At 47.3% G+C, this 21,644-nt stretch carries 24 protein-coding genes; 21 read left to right on the top strand and 3 right to left on the bottom strand.

Features of this window, described 5'->3' with window-relative positions:
* Positions 1–83: 83 nt before the first annotated feature.
* From QSV55_RS05890 to QSV55_RS05880, 3 genes are read left to right on the top strand one after another with little or no spacing between them, the layout of a single operon-like run.
* A complete protein-coding gene (locus tag QSV55_RS05890) occupies positions 84–3,464 on the top strand; it encodes a dynamin family protein (RefSeq protein WP_289649486.1) in 3,381 nt (1,126 codons plus the stop codon).
* On the top strand, positions 3,445–4,209 hold the full coding sequence (locus tag QSV55_RS05885) for a sulfurtransferase (RefSeq protein WP_289649485.1): 765 nt from the start codon (positions 3,445–3,447) through the stop codon (positions 4,207–4,209). Before QSV55_RS05890 ends, QSV55_RS05885 begins: the two co-directional genes overlap by 20 nt.
* 1 nt (position 4,210) lies before the next feature.
* Entirely contained in the window at positions 4,211–5,083 is an 873-nt protein-coding gene (locus QSV55_RS05880; RefSeq protein ID WP_289649484.1) for a 5'-3' exonuclease, read from the top strand.
* 47 nt (positions 5,084–5,130) lie between these two features.
* Here QSV55_RS05880 and QSV55_RS05875 read toward each other — a convergent pair whose 3' ends face one another.
* The 3 genes from QSV55_RS05875 to QSV55_RS11405 form a co-directional block, all read right to left on the bottom strand.
* Positions 5,131–5,517 carry a ribonuclease HI family protein gene (locus QSV55_RS05875; protein WP_289649483.1) on the bottom strand — a complete coding sequence of 129 codons (387 nt, stop codon included), beginning with the start codon at positions 5,515–5,517 and terminating at the stop codon, positions 5,131–5,133.
* Between the two features lies 1 nt (position 5,518).
* Complete coding sequence (locus tag QSV55_RS05870; protein WP_133450635.1) at positions 5,519–6,199, bottom strand: queuosine precursor transporter; 681 nt, start codon at positions 6,197–6,199, stop codon at positions 5,519–5,521.
* Between the two features lie 109 nt (positions 6,200–6,308).
* Positions 6,309–6,443: a hypothetical protein gene (locus QSV55_RS11405; protein WP_434784221.1), complete on the bottom strand. Its 135-nt coding sequence runs from the start codon at positions 6,441–6,443 to the stop codon at positions 6,309–6,311.
* Here QSV55_RS11405 and QSV55_RS11400 point away from each other — a divergent pair.
* The 18 genes from QSV55_RS11400 to QSV55_RS05780 all read left to right on the top strand — a co-directional run bounded on the left by QSV55_RS11400 (position 6,396) and on the right by QSV55_RS05780 (position 21,644).
* Positions 6,396–6,506, top strand: a complete 111-nt coding sequence (locus tag QSV55_RS11400) for a zinc-finger domain-containing protein (protein WP_434784216.1) — start codon at positions 6,396–6,398, stop codon at positions 6,504–6,506. The genes QSV55_RS11405 and QSV55_RS11400 overlap by 48 nt on opposite strands.
* Before the next feature lie 10 nt (positions 6,507–6,516).
* A complete protein-coding gene (locus QSV55_RS05860) occupies positions 6,517–7,629 on the top strand; it encodes a virulence factor (RefSeq protein ID WP_289649482.1) in 1,113 nt (370 codons plus the stop codon).
* Complete coding sequence (brxA, locus tag QSV55_RS05855) at positions 7,629–8,066, top strand: bacilliredoxin BrxA (RefSeq protein ID WP_289649481.1); 438 nt, start codon at positions 7,629–7,631, stop codon at positions 8,064–8,066. The genes QSV55_RS05860 and brxA overlap by 1 nt, the downstream gene beginning before the upstream one ends.
* On the top strand, positions 8,050–8,868 hold the full coding sequence (locus QSV55_RS05850) for a class I SAM-dependent methyltransferase (RefSeq protein ID WP_289649480.1): 819 nt from the start codon (positions 8,050–8,052) through the stop codon (positions 8,866–8,868). Before brxA ends, QSV55_RS05850 begins: the two co-directional genes overlap by 17 nt.
* Before the next feature lie 113 nt (positions 8,869–8,981).
* Complete coding sequence (locus QSV55_RS05845; RefSeq protein ID WP_133450630.1) at positions 8,982–9,932, top strand: thymidylate synthase; 951 nt, start codon at positions 8,982–8,984, stop codon at positions 9,930–9,932.
* Between the two features lie 7 nt (positions 9,933–9,939).
* A complete protein-coding gene (locus QSV55_RS05840) occupies positions 9,940–10,419 on the top strand; it encodes a dihydrofolate reductase (RefSeq protein WP_289649479.1) in 480 nt (159 codons plus the stop codon).
* The gene (locus tag QSV55_RS05835; RefSeq protein ID WP_289649478.1) at positions 10,419–11,141 is read left to right on the top strand and encodes a lysophospholipid acyltransferase family protein; all 723 of its coding nucleotides are present in this window, start codon (positions 10,419–10,421) and stop codon (positions 11,139–11,141) included. Before QSV55_RS05840 ends, QSV55_RS05835 begins: the two co-directional genes overlap by 1 nt.
* Entirely contained in the window at positions 11,122–11,652 is a 531-nt protein-coding gene (locus tag QSV55_RS05830; RefSeq protein ID WP_289649477.1) for a hypothetical protein, read from the top strand. Before QSV55_RS05835 ends, QSV55_RS05830 begins: the two co-directional genes overlap by 20 nt.
* A gap of 5 nt (positions 11,653–11,657) precedes the next feature.
* Positions 11,658–12,197, top strand: coding sequence for a peptide-methionine (S)-S-oxide reductase MsrA (msrA, locus tag QSV55_RS05825; RefSeq protein ID WP_289649476.1), 540 nt, complete (start codon positions 11,658–11,660; stop codon positions 12,195–12,197).
* On the top strand, positions 12,178–12,606 hold the full coding sequence (gene msrB, locus QSV55_RS05820; RefSeq protein WP_289649475.1) for a peptide-methionine (R)-S-oxide reductase MsrB: 429 nt from the start codon (positions 12,178–12,180) through the stop codon (positions 12,604–12,606). Before msrA ends, msrB begins: the two co-directional genes overlap by 20 nt.
* 12 nt (positions 12,607–12,618) lie before the next feature.
* On the top strand, positions 12,619–13,116 hold the full coding sequence (locus tag QSV55_RS05815) for a PTS sugar transporter subunit IIA (RefSeq protein ID WP_289649474.1): 498 nt from the start codon (positions 12,619–12,621) through the stop codon (positions 13,114–13,116).
* On the top strand, positions 13,116–13,337 hold the full coding sequence (locus QSV55_RS05810) for a YozE family protein (protein ID WP_133450623.1): 222 nt from the start codon (positions 13,116–13,118) through the stop codon (positions 13,335–13,337). The genes QSV55_RS05815 and QSV55_RS05810 overlap by 1 nt, the downstream gene beginning before the upstream one ends.
* Positions 13,338–13,435: 98 nt before the next feature.
* The gene (locus tag QSV55_RS05805; protein WP_289649473.1) at positions 13,436–14,893 is read left to right on the top strand and encodes a S41 family peptidase; all 1,458 of its coding nucleotides are present in this window, start codon (positions 13,436–13,438) and stop codon (positions 14,891–14,893) included.
* Positions 14,894–14,955: 62 nt separating this feature from the next.
* Entirely contained in the window at positions 14,956–15,963 is a 1,008-nt protein-coding gene (locus QSV55_RS05800) for an undecaprenyldiphospho-muramoylpentapeptide beta-N-acetylglucosaminyltransferase (protein ID WP_434784215.1), read from the top strand.
* Between the two features lie 12 nt (positions 15,964–15,975).
* Positions 15,976–16,596 (top strand): phosphatase PAP2 family protein, encoded by a 621-nt coding sequence (locus tag QSV55_RS05795; protein WP_289649471.1) that lies wholly within the window; start codon positions 15,976–15,978, stop codon positions 16,594–16,596.
* Between the two features lie 171 nt (positions 16,597–16,767).
* Positions 16,768–17,427, top strand: coding sequence for a response regulator transcription factor (locus QSV55_RS05790; protein WP_289649470.1), 660 nt, complete (start codon positions 16,768–16,770; stop codon positions 17,425–17,427).
* Positions 17,424–18,791 carry a sensor histidine kinase gene (locus QSV55_RS05785; protein WP_133450618.1) on the top strand — a complete coding sequence of 456 codons (1,368 nt, stop codon included), beginning with the start codon at positions 17,424–17,426 and terminating at the stop codon, positions 18,789–18,791. The genes QSV55_RS05790 and QSV55_RS05785 overlap by 4 nt, the downstream gene beginning before the upstream one ends.
* A 99-nt stretch (positions 18,792–18,890) precedes the next feature.
* Positions 18,891–21,644, top strand: a complete 2,754-nt coding sequence (locus QSV55_RS05780) for a 2-oxoglutarate dehydrogenase E1 component (RefSeq protein WP_289649469.1) — start codon at positions 18,891–18,893, stop codon at positions 21,642–21,644.

Raw genomic sequence — 21,644 nt, 5'->3', positions numbered from 1 at the left:
TAATAATAAAGAAGGCCGATTAATAATGTGATAAATATCACACTTCGCAAAATTTGTTATATTGTTCACAAAAGGGGATTACTATGAATAAAAAAGACCAGATCGATCAGCTATATAAACTAAAGAAAGAAGTAGAGAAATCGGATCATACACTGCTTGTCGGACAGATCAATGAAGTCATCAAGAAAGTCTATAAGGACAAACGGATCATCAGTTTCATCGGACATTTCTCGTCAGGCAAGTCTTCTCTGATCAATCATCTGTTAGGGGAAGATATTCTGCCGAGCTCTCCGGTACCGACGACCAGTAACTCAGCGCAGATTACGATCGCTGAGCAGGAAGAAATCATCGTCAATCTTGAGAAGCAGGAATATGCTGTCGTAACTGATTATGACGCAGTCAAGAAAATCAATACCGAGAATCAGCGGATTGAATCAGTCGAAGTCAGGAAAACCAGTCAAGACCTGCCGCTTGGACTGACACTGCAGGACACGCCCGGTATTGATGCCACTTTCAGTAACCATGAAGCGAATACGATGAAGTATCTCCTCACGAGTGATGTCATCGTCTATACAGTTGAATATAATCATGTGGAGTCGGAGAAGAACTTTAAGGAGATGAAGCGCCTGAATAGTCTGGGAATGCCGCTTATCTTCGTCATCAATCAGATCGATAAGCACGATGAGAATGAAATCAGTCTCACTGATTTTGAAGCATCCATCCGGCAGAATCTGGACACTTGGGGAATTGAAGTGGAGAACATGCTGTTCACCTCTATTTATCCGCATGAACTTAATCAAGTCAATGAGCTGAAAGCTTTGTTGTTCAGTAGTGACCTCGTAGCGGAGAGTCATGAGACCTTCTTTGACCGGATCACACACTATATCACCACTGAGCAGCTCGCTTTCCTGCAGGCTGAACAGCAGGGCATACTGGACGAGCTGGAACTGGACGCGTCCTCTATAGAATCACAGCGTGCAGCCATTCTGGAGACGCAGTCCCTGACAGAGGAACAGGCTCTTTTCGAGACAGCTGAATCCACTGAAAACTATTTTCTTGCGAGTATCCGCAGCATTCTGAAGAACGCTTATCTCATTCCTTTTGAGATCCGCGAAGAAATCAAGACACTGCTGGAAGTCTATTCACCGGACTATAAAGTGGGCGGCTTCTTCGGCAAGGACAAGAAAAGACAGGAAATACGGAATCAGCAGATGACGGCTGTCCTTAGCGACTTGAATGACTCGATAGATAAGCAGGTCAATTTCCATATCCGTGCACTCTATGACCAGCATGCGAAGTATACGTCAGGAGAGTGGCTGCATGAGATCAGACATTATACGTTTGCGCTGCAGGCGGAGGACCTGGTGTCACTGATGAATAATCAGGCGATGGTGACACAGGATTATGTCCTGAATTATACCGACCAGTTAAAGAAATATGTGGAGCAGGCAGTCGTACGGGAGAACAGACCTTATATCGAAATGTTCATAAAAAATCTAAATGTGTCCAAATTAAATCCAGCGGCAAATGAGTCGGCAGATCTGCTGGCACGTTACGATATGCTGAATGAGCTGATTGACTCACTGACGACTGAAAACTATCGTCACTATTATATTCATGTCGATGAATCGATTGACCGCCTGATTGACCGGACAAAAGTGACGCTTGAACTGATGGATCAGCAGCAAATAAGAAAACAGGAAAGAAGACAGTTGGAGCGGAAGGAGAGTCATCTGGAAGAGGCCGTCAAACAGCTTGAGACATTCAGTCAGATCAGTTATTTCAGTGATATGACTGCCCGTCTGCATAAACAATTGGCGCGCATCCAGCATGACGTGACACGTATTGTGGTCTTCGGTGCTTTCAGCGCGGGGAAAAGTTCACTGATCAATGCACTCCTTGGCGACCACTATTTAATCTCTTCACCGAATCCGACGACAGCGGCCATCACTGAACTCAGCTACGGCCATACCCATCAAGTGAAGTTCAAGTCGGTCGAGATGCTGCTCAATGAACTGAATAAAATCGGCCGGACAATCGGTATTGAAGCAGATGATGTAGACACCTGGCTTAGACTCTACAATAAACAGCAGCCTGAGCTGGATCATCAGTTCAAGAAGTTCATCGAGGCACTGAACACGAACTATGCCCATTACCTGCCCGTTCTGAGGGAAGGCAGCATGAAAGAGATACAGGATGATGAAATTGAGATGTATTCGGCGGTCGATTCACATTCTGCCTTCGTTGACCGGCTGTATCTGCAGTATGAGATTGACTTCCTGAAGGATAAAGTGATCATCGACTCGCCGGGCATCGGCTCAACGAATATGCGTCATACGAATGAGACGACGGAGATCATCGCGGACAGTGATCTCTTGATCTACGTCTCCTATTTCAATCATGTCTTCACGGAGAACGACAAGCAGTTCATCAAATATCTGGCGGACCTGCAGATTTTAAGTGCAGACAGTGAGACTTTCTACGTCATCAATGCGACTGACCTTGCACGCAGTGAAGCGGAACTGGAGCAGGTGAGAGATTACTTCGATTCTGAGCTCAGTCAGCTGAATGTAGATTCTGCGCTGTTCGGTGTCTCAAGTAAGCAGGCACTCGTCAGAAGAGATGAGCAGTTCAATGAGTTCGTGGCTGCCATCCAGCATTTTGCGGATGTGGACAGCCGCCAGCAGAAAATGACGCAGTTTGAGAATGGCGTTAAGCAGCTTGAGGCACAGGCGCAGTATATTGTCAGTCACGCAGAAGAAGCGAGACGGGAGGAAGCGGCCCGTCGCACATATTATGCAGAACTGAAAAAAGAACCGCCGTTCATACCTGGTCATGTGCAGCAGGGACTTGATAAAGTGCAGCAGGAGCTGAACGAGCAGCTGACCTTTATGAAGGACCGCTTCCGCATCCAGCTGTATGACCTCATTAAGATTTATTTCAATAAGCGTCAGGTGGACGAATCCGGCTACATCGGTGAACTGGCCAATAAGCTTGAAGATGAGGGCTCCATGATTGTGCCGCGGCTGAACTATATCTTCAATCAGTCACTCATCAACCAGACAGCAGTCATCAGACAGACACTGGCTGAGCAGCAGCTGATAGTCGCCCTGGATGATATCAGGCTCCTGCCGGTCGGCCAGCAATATATGGACGCAAGACTTGAGCCTCTTAAGATCAAGGTGACGAACAGAAATCTGAGCAGAAAAGAATCTCTTGAAGCTTTGTATGAGGCCATTCATGCTGAGTCGATGACGCGACTGGAGGAAAAACTGCAGCACTTCAGTCAGATTATCAAGACCGCACTTAGTGAGCGTGAACCTGAAGTGGCCGCAGAATGGGACACGTATAACGAGGAGCTGATGACAGATATTGCAGAGCGGGAACAGCATATTATAGACGAGACAGTCGTCAATGAAATCAGACAGGTGATGGAGGGATCATATGCAAGTATGGATAGATGAAGAGGAACTGGATTACAGCAAGCATCAGTTGTTTGACTGCCGGAATGTGATGGATGATCTGGAGAAGAGTCTGGCAGCCTATAATGAACAGCATATTGAACATGCCATCTTTGTGCCGAGCTATCCGGTGCTCTATGACAAGAATAAGCCGGAGGAAGGACGACACCCGCTGCCTGATATGGCACTCGTCAAGTCGTTCATCGACCAGTACAGCGCCGGCCGGATACCTGTCGCCTATGACGTGGCAAAAGGCTTTATGGCGACGCGTTTCTTTTTCCTGTGTGACCTACTGGATATCAACTGTCTGGTATTGAAGCAGTCATACGATGAATCGACCATTGCGAAGACGTCAGGCGATCTGCGAATGGAAGATATCCGGCAGCTGGAAGCACTAAGAAATAGTGAACAGCCCCGCATCAATCAGGACTTGATTGCCAGCCGTGATGAAGTGAGGCATACCACTGCCACTCTCCTGGATGCACGTGCGAACAAGCGCTTCCTGGGAGAGGAGGAGCCGATTGATGTGCAGCCGGGCAGAATTCCGGGCGCCGTCAATTTCCCTTATGAGAAAGTGTTTGATGACCAGCTGCCGGCTACTGACAATGCCATCGTCTACTGCGGCTCGGGACTGTCAGCGACACCCGTCTATGCAGCACTGAGAGCAGCAGATCAAAAAGTGAAGTTATACCCCGGCAGTTATTCGGAGTGGATCTTCCATCATCCAGAGGACATAGAGAGAGGTTAATATGGAGAATTTACTAATAGTCGACGGGATGGCACTCTTATTCCGTCATTACTATGCGACAGCAATGCACCAGCAGTTCATGCGTAACAGTAAGGGCATTCCGACAAACGGCGTGCAGGGCTTCATCAGGCATGTGGCCACAGCAGTACGAGACACGAAGGCACATCACGTTATCATCGCCTGGGATATGGGTGCCACCACTTTCCGTAACGACATATCAGAGACCTATAAAGCACATCGCGTTGCACCGCCAGATGAGATGAGCCCGCAGTTCGCTCATGTGCAGCAAGTGTCTCAGGAGCTCGGGTTTCATAATATCGGTGTCCGCAACTATGAAGCGGATGACGTCATCGGTACGATCGCCAAGCAGCTGGAAGGTGACTATCACATTAAAATCGTCAGCGGTGATAAAGACCTGCTGCAGCTCTTAGACGACCGCATCGAAGTCTGGCTCATCAAGAAAGGCTTCACAGAATATAATGTCTATACTAAAGCCCGGTTCAGGGAAGAATACGGCCTGGAACCCGGGCAGCTGGTCGATGTCAAAGCCTTTATGGGTGACACGGCAGACGGCTATCCGGGTGTCAAAGGCATCGGTGAGAAGACAGCCATCAAGCTCATCCAGCAGTACGGCACAGTCGCTAATGCAGTAGACCATACACATGAACTGCCAAAAGGACAGCAGACTAAAATTGAGACGTATCACGATGACTTGATGATGAGCCTAAAGCTCGCAGCCATCCATACAGAAGTGCCGCTGAATTATGAGGAGATCAAAAACAGCATGCCATACGTGACTGATACAGTAAAAATGTGTGAAGTATGTGATCAGCATGAGCTGAAAGTCGCGAGGAACTATTTGATGAAACTGTAGATAGCGCAGCCAAATGCTAATAAATAAAAATAGGACGCCTCGGCGTCCTATTGCTGTTTAAGATAATATCTGGCCACGTGATCTGCATGTTTGTTCTGATCACGGGGTATCCAGTCGATGATGAGTAAATCAAATTTCTTTTCTAATTGCTGATAGGCTTTAAGGTAGGGCTTGAACTTAGGGTTCTTGACGAAGTTCTTATTGATGGAATCAACGACAATCCTGGAATCTGATTTCAGGATGACGGATGTGATATTCAGTGCCAGTGCCTGCTTCAACGCTTCAATCAGACTGTTCCATTCCGCTTCGTGGTTCTCCATCTCACCTAAATACTGTCCGAATTCAAGTACTGAGTCATCTGTCTTAATGACGTAACCGATACTTGATTCAAAAGGATTCTGTCTGGTCGCCGCATCGATGAAGATCTGCGCCATATCAGTCGACGTCCTTGGCGAAGGATTTCGCGATATAGCCGAACGGAACGTTCAGGAGTGTAGTCATCAGCTTGAATAAGTAGGTCGTCACAAAGATCTCAAATACTACTGCACCCGGCATAACGCCGTAGAATGCGATGATCGAGAATAATGCAGTATCGATGAGGGAACTGATGGTGGTGCTGCCGTAAGCTCTGATGTAGAATGTCCGATCGCTTGAAAAGCGCTTCTTGATCCAGTTGAAGATATAGACATCGATATACTGACCGATAATATAGGCGATGATAGAACCGATGGCAATTCTCGGCACCAGGCCGAAGAGCGTCTGCATGCTGTCCTGGGCGATATCTGACTCAGCCGGCGTGAAGGCCAGTGAGATAGACATCAGGACGACCATGACGATGACAGATGCAAAACCGAGCCATACTGCTTTCTTGGCAGTCGCACGGCCGTATATATCATTCAGCAGGTCAGTGGCCAGATAAATCGATGCGAATAAGACATTGCCGAGGGTTGCAGTGATGCCGAAGATTTCAACGGTTTTTGTCACCTGTATATTGGCGATGACCGTGCCGATAGCGACCCAGACGAAGAGTCCATTCTTTCCGTATAGACGGTACATGAGTACAAGCAGGATGAAGGTGGCGAGAAAGGCGACAACCGCCCAAATTTCATTTGTCATCTGTGTACCTCCTCTCTTAAATTTCAACTTTACAATTATAGGGGATGGAGCGTCTTTAGACAACCCTTTTATTTGTAGACGGACTGTTTGAAAGTCCAGTTGTTTGTGCCTATAATAAGAATGAGGTGAGAATATGAGGATGATTGACACCGTCCACAAAATCAATCAGCTTGAAGACCATTATTGTCACCAATGTCTGATTAAACAAACGCTGCGCCAGGAAAGCAAGACGAAGGCGCATCATTACTGTATATCCAAATGCTCAGTTGGTCTGCAGATCAAGCAATGGGGCAATAATCTTCAATAAGGAGAAGACGATGAAAATCATAAAAATAGAACCGACACCGAGTCCGAATACGATGAAAATTGTTCTCGATTTCAAGCGGGACGATAATAAGAGTCAGACGTACCGCCAGATAGATCGGAAGAATCCTGCCTTCATCAATGAGCTGCTGGAGATTGAAGGGGTGAAATCCGTTTTCCATGTCATCGATTTCATTGCGGTCGATAAAGCGCCGCAAGCAGAATGGGAAACACTCATCAACCAGATCAATCAGGTCTTTGATGCTGCGGAAAATGCTGAGCCGGTCATTCAGATCGATACGGGTGAGCACCAGGTTGAGCTGCTGACTTTCAAGCAGATTCCTTATCAGATCAAAGTGAAGAGTCAGTCAGGTGAGAAGCGGAAGCAGCTGGATGTCCGCTTTATTGATGCGATGCTGAGTGCACAGAAAGAGGATGACAACGTCGTCTTCCTGCGTAAATGGCTGCCGTTTGGGGTCAGATATGGTGAGGTGGAAGACATTATCAGCTCTGTGCAGGAGGAAGTAGAAGCCCTGTTTCCGCCGCAAAGACTGCAGGAGCTGGTGACTGAAGGACTGGCACTTGATTACAAAGTGCAGCCGAAAAAACTGCAGCGCTTTACACTTGATGAATACAAGGCCGCTGACTGGCAGACACGCTACCGTCTGCTCGATCATTTTCCGGAACCGACAGAGGAGGATCTGCCGCTGCTTACCGCTGTAATGCAGGATGAGAAACCCCAGCTCAGACGACTGGGTATTGTGTTTCTCGGCATGATTGGAACAGACAAGGTTCTGCCCTTGCTGCATGAAGCCATGCAGGATAAGAATCTGACTGTCAGACGTACAGCAGGTGATACACTCAGCGATCTTGGATTCAAGGAGAGCCTGCCTGTCATGCACGAAGCACTGAATGACTCTAAGGCAACAGTGAGATGGCGTGCAGCGATGTTCATTTATGATGAAGGCGACGAGACAAGTCTGCCTTATCTGGCTGAGCATCTGGACGATCCGGCATTTGAAGTCAGCCTGCAGGCACGCATGGCGAAAGAACGAATAGAAAAAGGTGAAGCGGCTGTAGGCTCAGTCTGGAAACAGATTGCCAACCGCAATAAGGAGGAAAAATAATGAATGCATACGAAGATTACATGAAGCAGATGGCAAGACCGATGCGCGAACAATTGACAACTGAAGGCTTTGTCAGTCTGGAGACACCTGAAGCAGTGGAAGATTATTTTAACGGGGTCCAGGAAGACGCGACGACTTTTGTAGTCGTCAACTCTGTCTGTGGCTGTGCCGCTGGTCTTGCCCGTCCAGCAGCAGTCGCAGTGGCCACTCAGAATGACCATAAGCCGGATCATTCAGTCACGGTCTTTGCGGGACAGGAACGTGAAGCGACCGCAAAAATGCGTGAATATATCGGACAGGAACCGTCAAGTCCTTCAATGGCGCTCTTCAAAGGTAAAGAACTCGTCTATTTCATGCCGAGACTTCATATTGAAGGCCGCCATGTCGAAGAAATAGCGATGGATCTTAAAGACGCATTTGATGAACACTGCAACTAAAGTCAGAATCACATCACCTGTCAAAACAGATGATGTGATTTTTTCACATATCGAGCAGGCTGCCGGCAAGCTGCGCGCCATAGGGGTCGAAGTCGAAATCGTAACGCGCTGCAAGAAGACCATCCGGGATTTCTTCAGGGTGGATGCCACCCCTCTCATTGTCATCAGTCATCAGCTGCCGCAGCTTTATTTCGACAGCGACTCCAAAATTGTTTATCATGAGAATACAACCCGCTTCAAAATAAAGGCATTTGAAAGACGGCATGAGATGCCACCCTTGATAGACATCATGCAGGTGGAGACAAGTGACCGGCTGACTATTGTGGATTCAACGATGGGGATGGGGAATGACCTTGTCCTGATGGCCAGTGTCCTGACACAAAGTCACTTCCATGCGTTTGAACGCCATCCGCTTATTTATTTCGTCATATCGGAGGGCATCGGTCAGCATCATCCCGCACTGCAGGAAAGAATTGTCTTTCATTACGGGACCGCTGACGCAGAGTGTCTGCAAGCTGCTGATATTGTCTATACCGATCCGATGTTTGAAGAGACGATAGACCAGCAGTCAGGGATGGCAGTTCTGCACCGCGTGCTGCCGGAGAGCCGCAATGAAGATTTCATCCGCTACCTAGTAAAGTACAGCCGCTGCCTCATCTTGAAGGCACATTTCAGAAGCCCGCTTTTTGAGCGCTTTGATTTTGACGTCAAGGTCAGAAAGAGCACCAAGAGTCATTTCGGCATCAAAAAAAGCCGCCGGAGCGACTTATTCAGTGATCATCATACTGATCATATAAGCTAAAAGTAGGAATAAACCTGAAACAATCATCATTTCTTGCATGTGAGAACCCCCGTTTCACGTCATAATAACTTTATTATAAGCCATCCCCATCAAATTTAAAAGAGGTGACGTCTATGAATTCATTTGACCAAGTATACCATGAACTGTGCGAGGAAGTGCTGAAGACCGGCCGTTCTAAGGACGACCGGACGAATACTGGGACATTATCTAAATTCGGTCATCAGATGCGTTTTGATCTGTCAGCAGGCTTTCCGCTACTGACGACAAAGAAGGTGTCATTTAAGCTCATTGCGACTGAACTCATCTGGTTCATCCGGGGCGATACGAACATCCGCTACCTGCTGCAGTATAACAATAATATCTGGAACGAGTGGGCCTTCAAGAAATGGATTGAGAGCAGCGATTATGACGGCCCTGATATGACTGACTTTGGTCACCGCAGTCTGACGGATGCTGCGTTCAACCGAGAGTATCAGGAGCAACTGGCTGTTTTCAAGGATAAGGTGCTGCACGATGACGATTTCATGCGGAAATACGGTGACCTCGGCAATGTGTACGGCAAGCAGTGGCGCCACTTTGAGTCAGGCGGCAAGGTGGTCGATCAGCTGAAGGACGTCGTTGACAACATCAAGAAAAATCCGTCATCAAGACGTCATATTGTGTCCGCGTGGAATCCCGGTGAGATTGAGACGATGGCACTGCCGCCTTGTCATACGATGTTCCAGTTCTATGTGAATGAGGGCAAGCTCAGCTGCCAGCTGTATCAGCGGAGTGCAGATATTTTTCTCGGTGTCCCTTTCAACATCGCCAGCTACAGTCTGCTGACCCATCTGGTTGCCAAGGAATGCGGCCTTGAAGTCGGGGAATTTGTCCATACGTTCGGCGACGCGCACATCTACAGCAACCATATCGCTGCAGTCACCGAACAGCTATCGCGGGATTCATACGAGCCGCCGACACTGGAGATTCATACGGATAAATCCTTGTTCGACATCGACTATGAAGACCTTGAAATCAAAAACTATCAGGCACATCCCGCTATCAAAGCGCCGATTGCCGTCTAAGGAGTATATGATGTTATCTATAATTGTATGTCATGACCAGAACAGAGTCATCGGACTCGATAACCAGATGCCCTGGCATCTGCCGGCTGATCTGAAGCATGTCAAGGAACTGACGACAGGCAATACGATTGTGATGGGCAAGAACACGTTCAAGTCACTGGGCAAGCCGCTGCCTAACCGCAGCAACGTGGTCCTCACACGGGATGAGTCTTTTGAAGCGCCAGGTGTCACCGTCATTCATTCGCTTGAGGAGATAGAGGCTCTGGAAGGTCACGTCTTTATTTTCGGCGGCCAGAATCTCTATGAACAGATGATAGACCGTGTGGATGATATGTATGTGACGGTCATCGAGCAGAAGCATCAGGGAGATGCCTTCTTCCCGGCCTATACATTCGACGAATTTGAAGTGAAATCTATAGTAGAGGGCAAAATGGATGACAAAAACACAGTCCCTCATAAATTCATGTATTTAGTAAGGAGAAAATAATGTTCAGATTAATACGGACAGTGGGTATTATTATCGGTTATGCCGCACTGGCAACGACGAAGCTTCAGCACATGAAAAACCAGAAAGAAAGATTGCCGACTGTGCACGCGCAGGACACCTATATCACGATGATGGCCAAAAAATGGGCAGGGCGGATTCTCGATTCCGCGGATGTGACAGTTGAAGTCACTGGACATAACGTCAATGACGATAAACCGGTACTCTTCATCAGCAACCATGAGGGGAACTTTGACATTCCCGTGCTCGTGCATGCGATTGACAAACCATTCGGCTTTGTCTCTAAAATTGAAGTGAAGGATATCCCGTTTCTGGATGAGTGGATGATGCAGCTGAACTGTATTTATCTGGACCGTTCAAATCGTCGTTCCAGTCTGCAGATGATTAAAGACGGTGTCGCTTCTCTTAAAGAAGGCCATAATCTGCTGATTTTTCCGGAAGGGCATCGCAGTAAAGGTCAAGGTCTGCAGGAATTCAAGGCAGGCGGACTGAAAATAGCGAAATCTGCCGGTGTGGATATCGTACCTGTGGCTATTTCGGGGACGGCAGCCATTATGGAGAAATATAACAGTAAACGCATGGTGCCCGGTCATGTCAAAGTTCAGCTGCTTGATCCTGTACCTGCCACTGTTTTCAATGACCATTCCCTGGACGAAGTAGGACAGCTGGTCAGAGCGAGAATAGATGAAGCACTTCGTTCTTAAAGGCTATGCTGTTGCAGTCTCTGTTCTGCTGATCGGCGCCATGCTCTATCTGATGACAGTGCTTAACGCTGAACCGCCGGCGATCAAAGTTCAGGATACGTCAGAGGCCGGCTCCGTAGTGCTGCCACCGAAACTGGTGGCGGGCGCTATTGCAGAGAGAGGCACAGAGGACATGAAGCTGACACTTAAAGGCGATAAACTGCTGATTGACCAGCAGTCCACCTTTCTTAGTCTGAATATTGAAACAAATATTTTGACGACACCTGTAGCGATTGGCGATAATAGACTCAGACTCGATATAGAAGAGATTGAAATTGCCGGTCTCAAGCTCTCTGATAAGCAGAAGCTGAATCTTGTCAGACAGTTCGGAGATCTGCCGGACGGCGTCGAGCTTGACGTGACCCATCGATGTTTCTACTATCAGCTGGAACCGGTCCAGCTGTCAGGCGTGAAACTGATGCTGACCGCCATCGATCAGTCGGGCTGGCATTTTAAAATAGAAGAGGAGTGAAGTTCATGACAAAAGCAACACTTGCAGGCGGCTGTTTCTGGTGCCTCGTTAAACCCTTTCATCAGTATGATGGTGTAGAAAGTGTGATTTCAGGCTATAGCGGTGGACACGTTGAGAATCCTACCTATAAGGAAGTTTGTTCGAATACAACCGGCCACAGAGAAGCTGTCCAGATTACGTTTGATGAGGCGGTCATTTCCTACCGCGAAGTACTGGAAGTATTCTTCAAGACCTTTGATCCGACTGATGCTAAAGGTCAGTTCTATGACCGCGGTGAAAGTTATGAACCTGCTATCTTTTACCATGATGAAGAACAGAAAGAGACGGCAGAGGCATTGATTGCTGAACTGGACGCCAAACAGATCTTCAGCGGTAAAATTGTGACGCCGGTTCTGCCTTATAAAAACTTCTATCCTGCAGAAGACTACCACCAGGATTATTACCTGAAAGATCCGGCACATTATCAGAACTTCCAGGAACGTTCCGGCCGTAAAGCGTTCATCGAAAAACATTGGGGGAATTCAGATGCTGAAAAAGAAGATTGATGATTTAAATGAGATGGAATATATCGTGACGCAGCAGAACGGCACAGAACCCCCTTTCCAGAATGAATACTGGAATCATTTTGAGAAAGGGATCTATGTGGACAAAATCAGTGGCAAGCCTCTTTTCACTTCTGAGGAGAAGTTTGATTCAAGCTGCGGCTGGCCAAGCTTCTCCAAAGCACTGAACGATGAGGAGATTATTGAACTTGTCGATAAATCTCACGGTATGCTCCGGACAGAAGTCCGCAGTGAAAGTGCCAACAGTCACTTAGGCCATGTCTTCAATGATGGACCGAAAGAAACAGGGGGTCTGCGCTACTGTATCAACTCAGCGGCCATTCAGTTTATCCCGTATGATAAACTCGAGGAATTAGGGTATAAGGATATGGTTAATCATTTTAAACATTAAGGAGAGGTTTTAATGTTCAAAAAACTATTCGGTAAAGAGAAAGCCGCTAAAGATATCGAGATCAAAGCGCCGATTTCAGGGCAATATGTGCAGATTGAATCGATTCCTGACCCGGTATTTGCTCAGAAAATGATGGGTGATGGTTTCGGCATTGAGCCGTCAGAAGGCCTTGTTGTCTCACCTGTAGACGGCGAAATCATCAATGTCTTCCCGACGAAGCATGCAATCGGTGTCAAAGCCGCCAACGACGTTGAAATTCTGATTCACGTCGGGCTGGAGACCGTTGCCATGAACGGCGAAGGTTTTAACACAAAAGTCAGCGTCGGCGATAAAGTTCAGGCAGGAGACGAACTGCTTGAGTTTGATATCAGTCTGATCAAGGAAAAGGCGTCTTCTACGATTTCGCCGATTATCATCACGAATGGCGATGTAGTCGAGCAGTTTGATATTGTGGCGCAAGGTTCATTGGTCAGAGGAGAGACAACGGTCGCAAAAGTGGTTGCGCAGTAATGAAAGACCATTCCTTCTATCAGTATGTCCTGACGCTTAGAGGCTCGAATGATGCGGAAGGGCTGTTTGCTGAGGCTGTTTTTGCTGACCTGATGTTCCCTAAACAGGCGCAGTCTTATCACGAATTATCCGACTATATTGAAAACTATGGTACGATGGCTATGAATCTATCCGTATTTGATGACCTCTTTCATGCCTATGAAGAATGGCGTCATTTTTAAGCATCTTCCTCCGGAAGATGCTCTTTTAATGTGGAAATCTTTTATTTTACCTTTTAACCTGTTAAAATGACTTATAAATATAGATGGATGTGAATAACTTGACAAACGAAATTGAGGAAAAAGAAAAGCAGGAGAAGAAAGTCACCATCAGCCTGTTCAAGTATATTATGACAGTGATCGGCGCAATTATTCTGACGGCAGCAATCACCACTTTTGCGCTTATCGGCGGTAATCAGACCACCGTTGAAAATGAGGCCCCTAAACGGTCGGAATTCCTGAAGTTATATGAGGTCTATGATACACTGGGCGACCATTATTATAAAAATGTGGATAAATCAAAGCTGATTGACAGTGCGATCAAAGGCATGGTAAGCGGACTTGACGATCCCTACAGTGAATATATGACAAAAGAAGAGCAGCAGGCATTCACCGATACGATGAGCGGTGATTTTCAGGGAATAGGCGCAGAAGTCAGTGAGGAAGGCGACAAAATCATCATCACAAGCCCGCTGAAAGATTCACCGGCCTATAAAGCGGGCGTTAAGCCTGGCGATGAAATTATCGCGGTCAACGGCAAATCAGCTGTCGGCATGAAGACGGTCGATGTCATTGAGCAGATCCGTGGTGAGTCAGGCACGACAGTGCATCTGACGCTTAGACGCGGCAACGGCGAACCTTTCAAACTGGCCATCAAACGTGGAAAAATCCATCTGGAAAGTGTCGAAAGCAAGATGCTGAAAAACAAGACGGCGCTCATCACAGTCTCTAAATTTCAGGAAGGCACAGCCCGGGAGTTCCACCAGGCACTGTCTGATATGAATAAAAAAGGGATGAAGAAACTGATTCTCGACTTCAGAAACAATCCAGGCGGCTATCTGGAAGAAGCGCAGAAAATGGCCGGGGAATTCATTCCGCAGGATGATGTCCTCTTCTATACGGAACCGAAAGATGGCAAGCTGACCCCTTATAAGAGTGACAATCCAGCAAATCCGATTACGCGTGACCTGCCGACGGTGATTGTGCTGAATGAAGGTTCAGCTAGTGCGTCTGAGGTCTTTGCGGCCGCTCTCCATGATCATGATAAGGCGCGCATAGCAGGGACGAAGTCATTCGGTAAAGGGATTGTCCAGACAGCAACCCCGTTCAAGGACGATTCACTGCTTAAATTCACCGAGATGAAATGGCTGACGCCGGACAAGACCTGGATCCATAAGAAGGGTATCCAGCCGGATAAAAAGATTGAGCTGCCTGCCTATGCCAACAGTCATGTCCTGAATCCATCTGATACCTTCGCTTCAGGCACTAAGAACAGCCAGGTGAAGTCACTTGAGACAGGTCTTTCAGCACTGGGATACGATGTCGGTAAAGTCGATACGCAGTTTGACGATGACACGGCCGCTGCCATGCAGGCCTTCCAGACCGATCATGACCTGGAAGTGACAGGCACGATGCAGGGCAAGACGACTGAAAAATTCACTGAATTATTACGACTGAAACTGGAAAAGAATGATCCACAGCTTAAAGGTGCTGAAAACCTGGTCAATACGATGAAATAGAGGTGCAGACAGTGAAAATCGCATTTACAGGCGGGGGGACGATCGGCCACGTTGCTGTGAACATGGCGCTCATCCCAGAAGCAGAAGCCAGAAACTTTGAGACCATTTATATCGGCTCAAAACAAGGAATTGAGAGAGAGATGATGACTTCTCAGTTTCCGCACACGCAATATTACGCAATATCAAGCGGCAAGTTACGTCGTTATTTATCTGCCGAAAATGCCAAGGATTTAATCAGGGTGCAAAAGGGTGTGCTGGACGCCCTGGTCATTCTCCGCCGTGAAAAACCCGATGTGGTCTTTTCTAAAGGCGGCTTCGTCTCGGTACCTGTTGTGATTGCGGCGAAAATCCTGAACATCAGAACCATCATCCATGAATCAGATGTGACACCGGGCCTCGCCAATAAGATTGCCCTGAAATTTGCTACGAAGCTCTATACAACGTTTCAGGAGACGCTTCGTTATGTGCCGGCTGCCAAAGCTGACTATATCGGCAGTATCATCAGACCTGATCTGTTGACTGGTGAAGAAGCGGAAGGCTATAAGCTGACCGGCTTTAACCGAGAGCGTAAAGTCATTCTTGTGATGGGCGGTAGTCTGGGTTCCAAGCTGATCAATGATGCCGTCAGAAAAAATCTGAAAAGATTACTCCGCGACTATCAGATCATCCACATAACGGGTAAAGGTCTTACAGACCCTTCACTCAATGAGGAGGGGTACCAGCAGTTTGAATTTGTTAAAGAAGAGCTGCCCCACCTCTATGCGATAACCGATCTGATTGTGTCACGAGCGGGCGCCAATGCTATTTTTGAGTTTCTTGCGCTGAAGAAGCCGATGCTGCTGATTCCTCTTGGACTTGATCAGAGTCGTGGCGACCAGATTGATAATGCCAAGCTCTTCCAGCAGGCAGGCTATGCTGCTGTGCTTGACGAGAGTCACATCGAAGCGTTACCTGAGAAGATTGAAGCGCTTGATGCTTCTCAGAGTGACTATATCACGGCGATGAGCAGGGCAGGCGTAAGTTATACAGCTGCAACGCTGCTCGACAAAATATTACAAGATATCAGTTAAAGGAGTACACGTATGTCTCAGAAACAGCGCATCTCTCTTATTCTCATCTTTTCATTTATCTTCGGCATGATTGCTTTTTTCCATGAATCACGTCTCGGCAAATGGATTGATAACGAAGTATATGAATTTATTTATTCTTCTGAAAGCTTTATTACAACTTCTATAATGCTGGGCTATACGACGATAGGTGAAGTCTGGAGTATGATTCTTCTGTCATTGCTGGTCGTCTGCTATTTAATGCTGAAGCGCATGAAGATAGAAGCCCTGTTCTTTGCCCTTGCCATGATGCTATCTGGCGCACTCAATCCGATTCTGAAGAACATCTTCGACCGTGAGCGTCCGACCTTACTGCGACTCATCGATATAACCGGTTTCAGTTTTCCGAGTGGCCATGCCATGGGTTCTGCCACATTCTTTGGCAGTATAGCCTTTCTGGTCAGCCGCAGTGAGTCTCAGTATAAGCCTTACATCATAGGGCTCGCTGTCTTCACTGTCCTGATGATCTCCAGTTCACGCGTCTATCTGGGTGTCCATTATCCTACCGATGTCATCGCCGGCATGCTGGGCGGCGTCATCTGTATTCTACTGGCGCGAGTTTTTTTGAATAAACTAATTGACAATCGTTCTCAATAAGTTATAATAGTAATTGAAAGTGATTCTCAATTAAGAGTTCCCCCTCTATACCGGAATCAATTTCACAGTAACCCCCTTTATGCCCATTAAAGAACCTGACAGTCCTGTCAGGTTCTTTGTTTTATTTCAGGGGTTTTGCTATGATTTGATTAGATAAATGAGGTGAAGGTTATGCGTAAAATACTTATTATTGAAGATGAACAGAACTTAGCACGTTTCTTGGAGCTTGAGCTGACTTATGCAGAATATGAAGTGGAGATTGCCAACGACGGCGAACACGGTCTGAAACTCGCACTTGCCGGCCACTATGACTGTATTCTGCTCGACTTGATGCTGCCTAAGATGAACGGACTGGAGGTCTGCAGGAAAGTGAGGAATGTCAAGGAGACGCCGATTATCATGATTACGGCTAAAGGGGACACCCATGATAAAGTGGTCGGTCTGGATCACGGTGCTGATGATTATATCGTCAAACCGTTTGACATAGAAGAGCTGTTAGCGAGACTCCGTGTCATCATGCGCCGCAGTGAAGAGACGGACGCATTACGTATCGGTGAACTGTCGATCGATGGCGATGCCTTCAAAGTGTTTGTCGGTGCAACCAATCTGGAGTTGACCAAGACAGAATTTGAACTGCTGAAACTGCTGGCCGAAAATCGGAACCATGTGCTGACACGGGAGCAGATCCTCACGCATGTCTGGGGGTATGACAGTGAAGTGGAGACGAATGTGGTCGATGTCTATATCCGCTATCTCAGAAATAAATTAAAGCCGTTCAAGCTGCAGACGATGATAGAGACAGTCAGAGGGGTAGGCTACGTTATTCGATGACTCAATCAACCTCACTCAAGACACAGTGGATCATCACGACGACGACTGTCACTTTTGTCATCTTTATGCTTTTCAGTCTGATCATCATTTTTATTGTCGGTCTTATCTTCAAGGATCAGGAGGGCCAGATTGCACGTGACAGCAGTGTCAAATCGGCTAATATTCTGAAGAAGCTCGGCACGGATGTGCAGCCCGATGATTTCGGCAACTCCATGTCAGAAGGTGAGCGGCTGATGATCTATGGCCCTGACGGCAAGAAGATTGCCGCCTTCAACAATGACAGTGAAATTACCTATCAGCCTGACCTGATTCCCGTTCATAATCGACCGGTCGAGGTGAATGTCGGTGAGGACAGTTATATCACTTATACGACAGAAATCAATTCCAGCCGGTTCAATGGTTTTGTGACGATCATTCATCCCTTGGATAGCTATCACAGACATATACAGGTCGTCGTGATTTTTGCATCGATATTCGGCATTATCGCGCTCTTTGTCTCAGCCGTCATCAGTTACTTCTTTTCCAATCAGATCACGAAACCGATCAGGCGGATCTCCGATCAGATGCTGCAGATTCAGCGGGATGGTTTCCAGAACCGGCTTGTGATGCCGAAAGGGTATTATGAGACGGATGATATGATTGAGACCTTCAACAATATGATGACCCAGCTTGAGACATCCTTTAACCAGCAGAAACAGTTTGTGGAGGATGCATCTCATGAGCTGCGCACGCCCCTGCAGATTATTCAGGGCCATCTCAATCTGATTAAGCGGTGGGGTAAACATAAGCCGGAAGTACTGGAGGAGTCGCTCGATATCTCACTCAGCGAGATGAACAGGATCACGACGTTAGTGGAAGAACTTCTGCTGCTCACGAAGGAGACAGGTGCCAATCTGCGGCAGGAGACAGAAGCGGTCGATATCAACGAGGAGATCGCCGCCAGACTGAAATCACTGGCAAACCTTCATCCGGATTACCAGTTTGAATATCACTCACCCCATAAAGGGCTCAAGCTGCACATCAACCGCTATCAGTTCGAACAGCTGCTGCTGATATTCCTGGATAACGCCATCAAGTATGATCAGAAGAATAAACATATCATCATACGGACCACCAAAAAGAATAAAGTGGTCCAGATTGAAATAGTGGATCACGGCACCGGTATACCGCCTGCTGACATACCGTATATTTTTGACCGCTTCTACCGCGTGGATAAGTCGAGATCGCGTGAGATGGGCGGCAATGGGCTGGGTCTGTCGATTGCGAAGAAGATGATCGAAGGCTATAACGGCACGGTCAAGATTGAGAGTGAATGGGAACAGTACACGAAAGTCATCATTCAGTTTCCGGAGACATCATTCTGATTTCTAAAAATTTGTCTATTCGCTCTTCAAAATAAATATTCACAGTGCTAGAATAGGAGTTGTAAACGTTTTATTACTTTAAATTAAGGGGGAACCAGCATGAATAAAGGCAATCTTGAAGAAGCACCTGTCCGCTTCGGTGCCAATCTAGGTTATCTGCTGGAAATGGCGGATCAGTATAATCACGATCCCGCATCAGTGACAGAAGAACTGCAGACACTTTTTGGTGCACTTGCTTCTGGCAATGCGAGTGTAGGGGATGCAGGCAAACTGAAATCTGTCATTCAATTAGTTGATAATATCAGAAAGTATGGCCACTTAAAAGGCGATATTTATCCATTATATAAACGTGAATATGAGCATCTGCCGAAACTGACATTGGAAGAGTTCGGCCTGACGAAGGAGGATCTGAGTGCACTGCCGGCTGCAATCGTCTCAGAGAAGCTTGCAGCGCAGTTCAGTAATGCTTACGAGGCAATCTGCCACTTAAGTGAAGTCTATATGGGGACGATCGGTTATGAGATGTCTCATATCAACAATGCAGATGAACGGGACTGGCTGATCAACGAGATAGAAGTGGTGGGCCGTCAGGCGGCCTCCAAGGAAGATAAGATCAAATTACTTAAAAGCGTGGCACATGTTGAGGGATTTGAAAAATATATCCATAAGAACTTCGTCGGCGCCAAACGTTTCTCTATTGAAGGCGTAGATGCGCTGGTACCGATGCTTGAAGCAGTTCTTTCTGAGGCGAGTAAAAGTGACATCGGCAACATTCAGATCGGAATGGCACACCGCGGCCGCTTAAACGTGCTGACACATATTCTTGAGAAACCATACGAAATGATGCTGGCTGAATTCATGCACGTCGATCCGTTCAAGTTTCTGCCGGAAGATGGCAGCCTGGAGATTTCAAGAGGCTGGACGGGTGATGTGAAATATCACCTCGGCGGCACGAAGACAACGACGCGTTACGGTCGTGAGCAGGTGATTGAACTTGCCAAAAATCCTAGTCATCTCGAAATCGTCGCGCCTGTTGTCCTCGGCAAGACACGCGCTGTGCAGGATGCGACTGACGGCAATGCACCAGTGCAGGATATCAATCGATCTTTAGCTGTACTGGTCCACGGTGACGCCGCATTCCCGGGTCAGGGCATCAACTTCGAAAGCATGAACCTGAGCAACCTGGATGGCTACAAAACAGGCGGTTCTCTTCATATCATCACGAATAACCGTGTCGGCTTCACCACTGAATGCTGGGACTCACGTTCTACTAACTATGCAACAGATATCGCAAAAGGTTATGATATGCCGATTGTTCATGTCAACGCAGATGATATTGAAGCATGTATTGATGTCATCATTCTGGCAATGAAGTTCCGTCAGACGTTCCACCACGACTTTGTGATTGACCTGGTAGGTTACCGCCGCTATGGCCATAATGAAATGGATGAGCCATCAGTGACGAACCCGTTGATGTATAAGGAGATCAAAACACATCCGTCGATCGAAATTCTATATGGCAAGAAGCTGGTAGCTGAAGGGGTCATTTCAGAAGATGAGATGAACCAGATCTTCCAGAATGTCGAACAGGAGCTGCGTACGGCCCACGATTCTATTGATAAAAACGAAAAAGAGACTGACATAGAGATGGCGATGCCGGAGGCGGTTGCGGCTGGGCAGCCGGACGTTGAGACGGGTGTAGATATTGCTGTCCTCGAACAGCTGAATCAGGATATGCTGACTTATCGTGAAGGGTTCACGCCTTTCAGCAAGTTGACGAAGATTCTGGAGCGTCGTCAGGACCCGTTCACGAAGGACGGACTGGTCGACTGGGGTCATGCAGAGCTACTCGCATTCGGTACGATCATTCAGGACGGTAAACCGGTGCGTCTGACCGGTCAGGACTCAGAGCGCGGCACTTTTGCCCAGCGTCATGCTGTCCTTAGTGACGAGAAGACAGGCGAGAAATATACACCGCTGAAACATATTAAAGGTGCACAGGCATCATTTGACATTCATAATTCACCGCTATCAGAAGCGGCTGTCGTCGGCTTTGACTATGGTTATAATGTACAGAACAAAAATGCGATGACCGTATGGGAGGCGCAATACGGGGACTTCTCTAACATGGCACAGATGATGTTTGATAATTTTATCTCAAGTGCCCATGCGAAGTGGGGCGAGACATCAGGTATGACCTTACTTCTGCCGCATGCATATGAAGGACAGGGACCTGAGCATTCATCAGCAAGATTGGAACGTTACCTGCAGCTCGCAGCTGAAAATAACTGGACAGTGGCAAATCTGACAAGTACCGCCAACTATTTCCACCTGCTTCGGAAACAGGCGCATTATCTGAATACAGAGCAGATGCGGCCACTCGTGCTGATGACACCGAAGAGCCTGCTTAGAAATCCATATGTATCCCGACCGATCAGTGAATTTACAGAAGGTCATTTCAGACCGGTCATCACAGCGGGCTACAAGAAGACAAAAGTGAAGAAGATCCTGATTGCGAGCGGCAAGATGGCGATCGACCTCTATACAGAACTGGAGAAAAATCCGAATGAGGAAATAGCGCTTGTCCGTCTGGAACAGCTCTATCCGTTACCGGAGGAAGCGCTCCAGGCAATCTTCACCGAGCTGAAGAATGCTGCTGAAATCGGATTTGTGCAGGAGGAACCGGAGAATCAGGGTGCATGGCATTACATTTATCCGGAACTGGAACGTCTTGCAAAGGGCAGATCCATCAAATACTATGGCCGCGTGAAACGCTCAAGTACGTCAGAAGGCGACAATGAAGTGCATAAATTAGTCCAGAACGCTATCATACAGGATGCTTTAACAATTTAA

The sequence above is a fragment of the Macrococcus bovicus genome, assembly GCF_030376725.1.
Classification (GTDB): Bacteria; Bacillota; Bacilli; order Staphylococcales; family Staphylococcaceae; genus Macrococcus; species Macrococcus bovicus.
The sequence above is the reverse complement of the archived record's forward strand: the minus strand, read 5'-3'. Positions and strand labels throughout refer to the sequence as shown.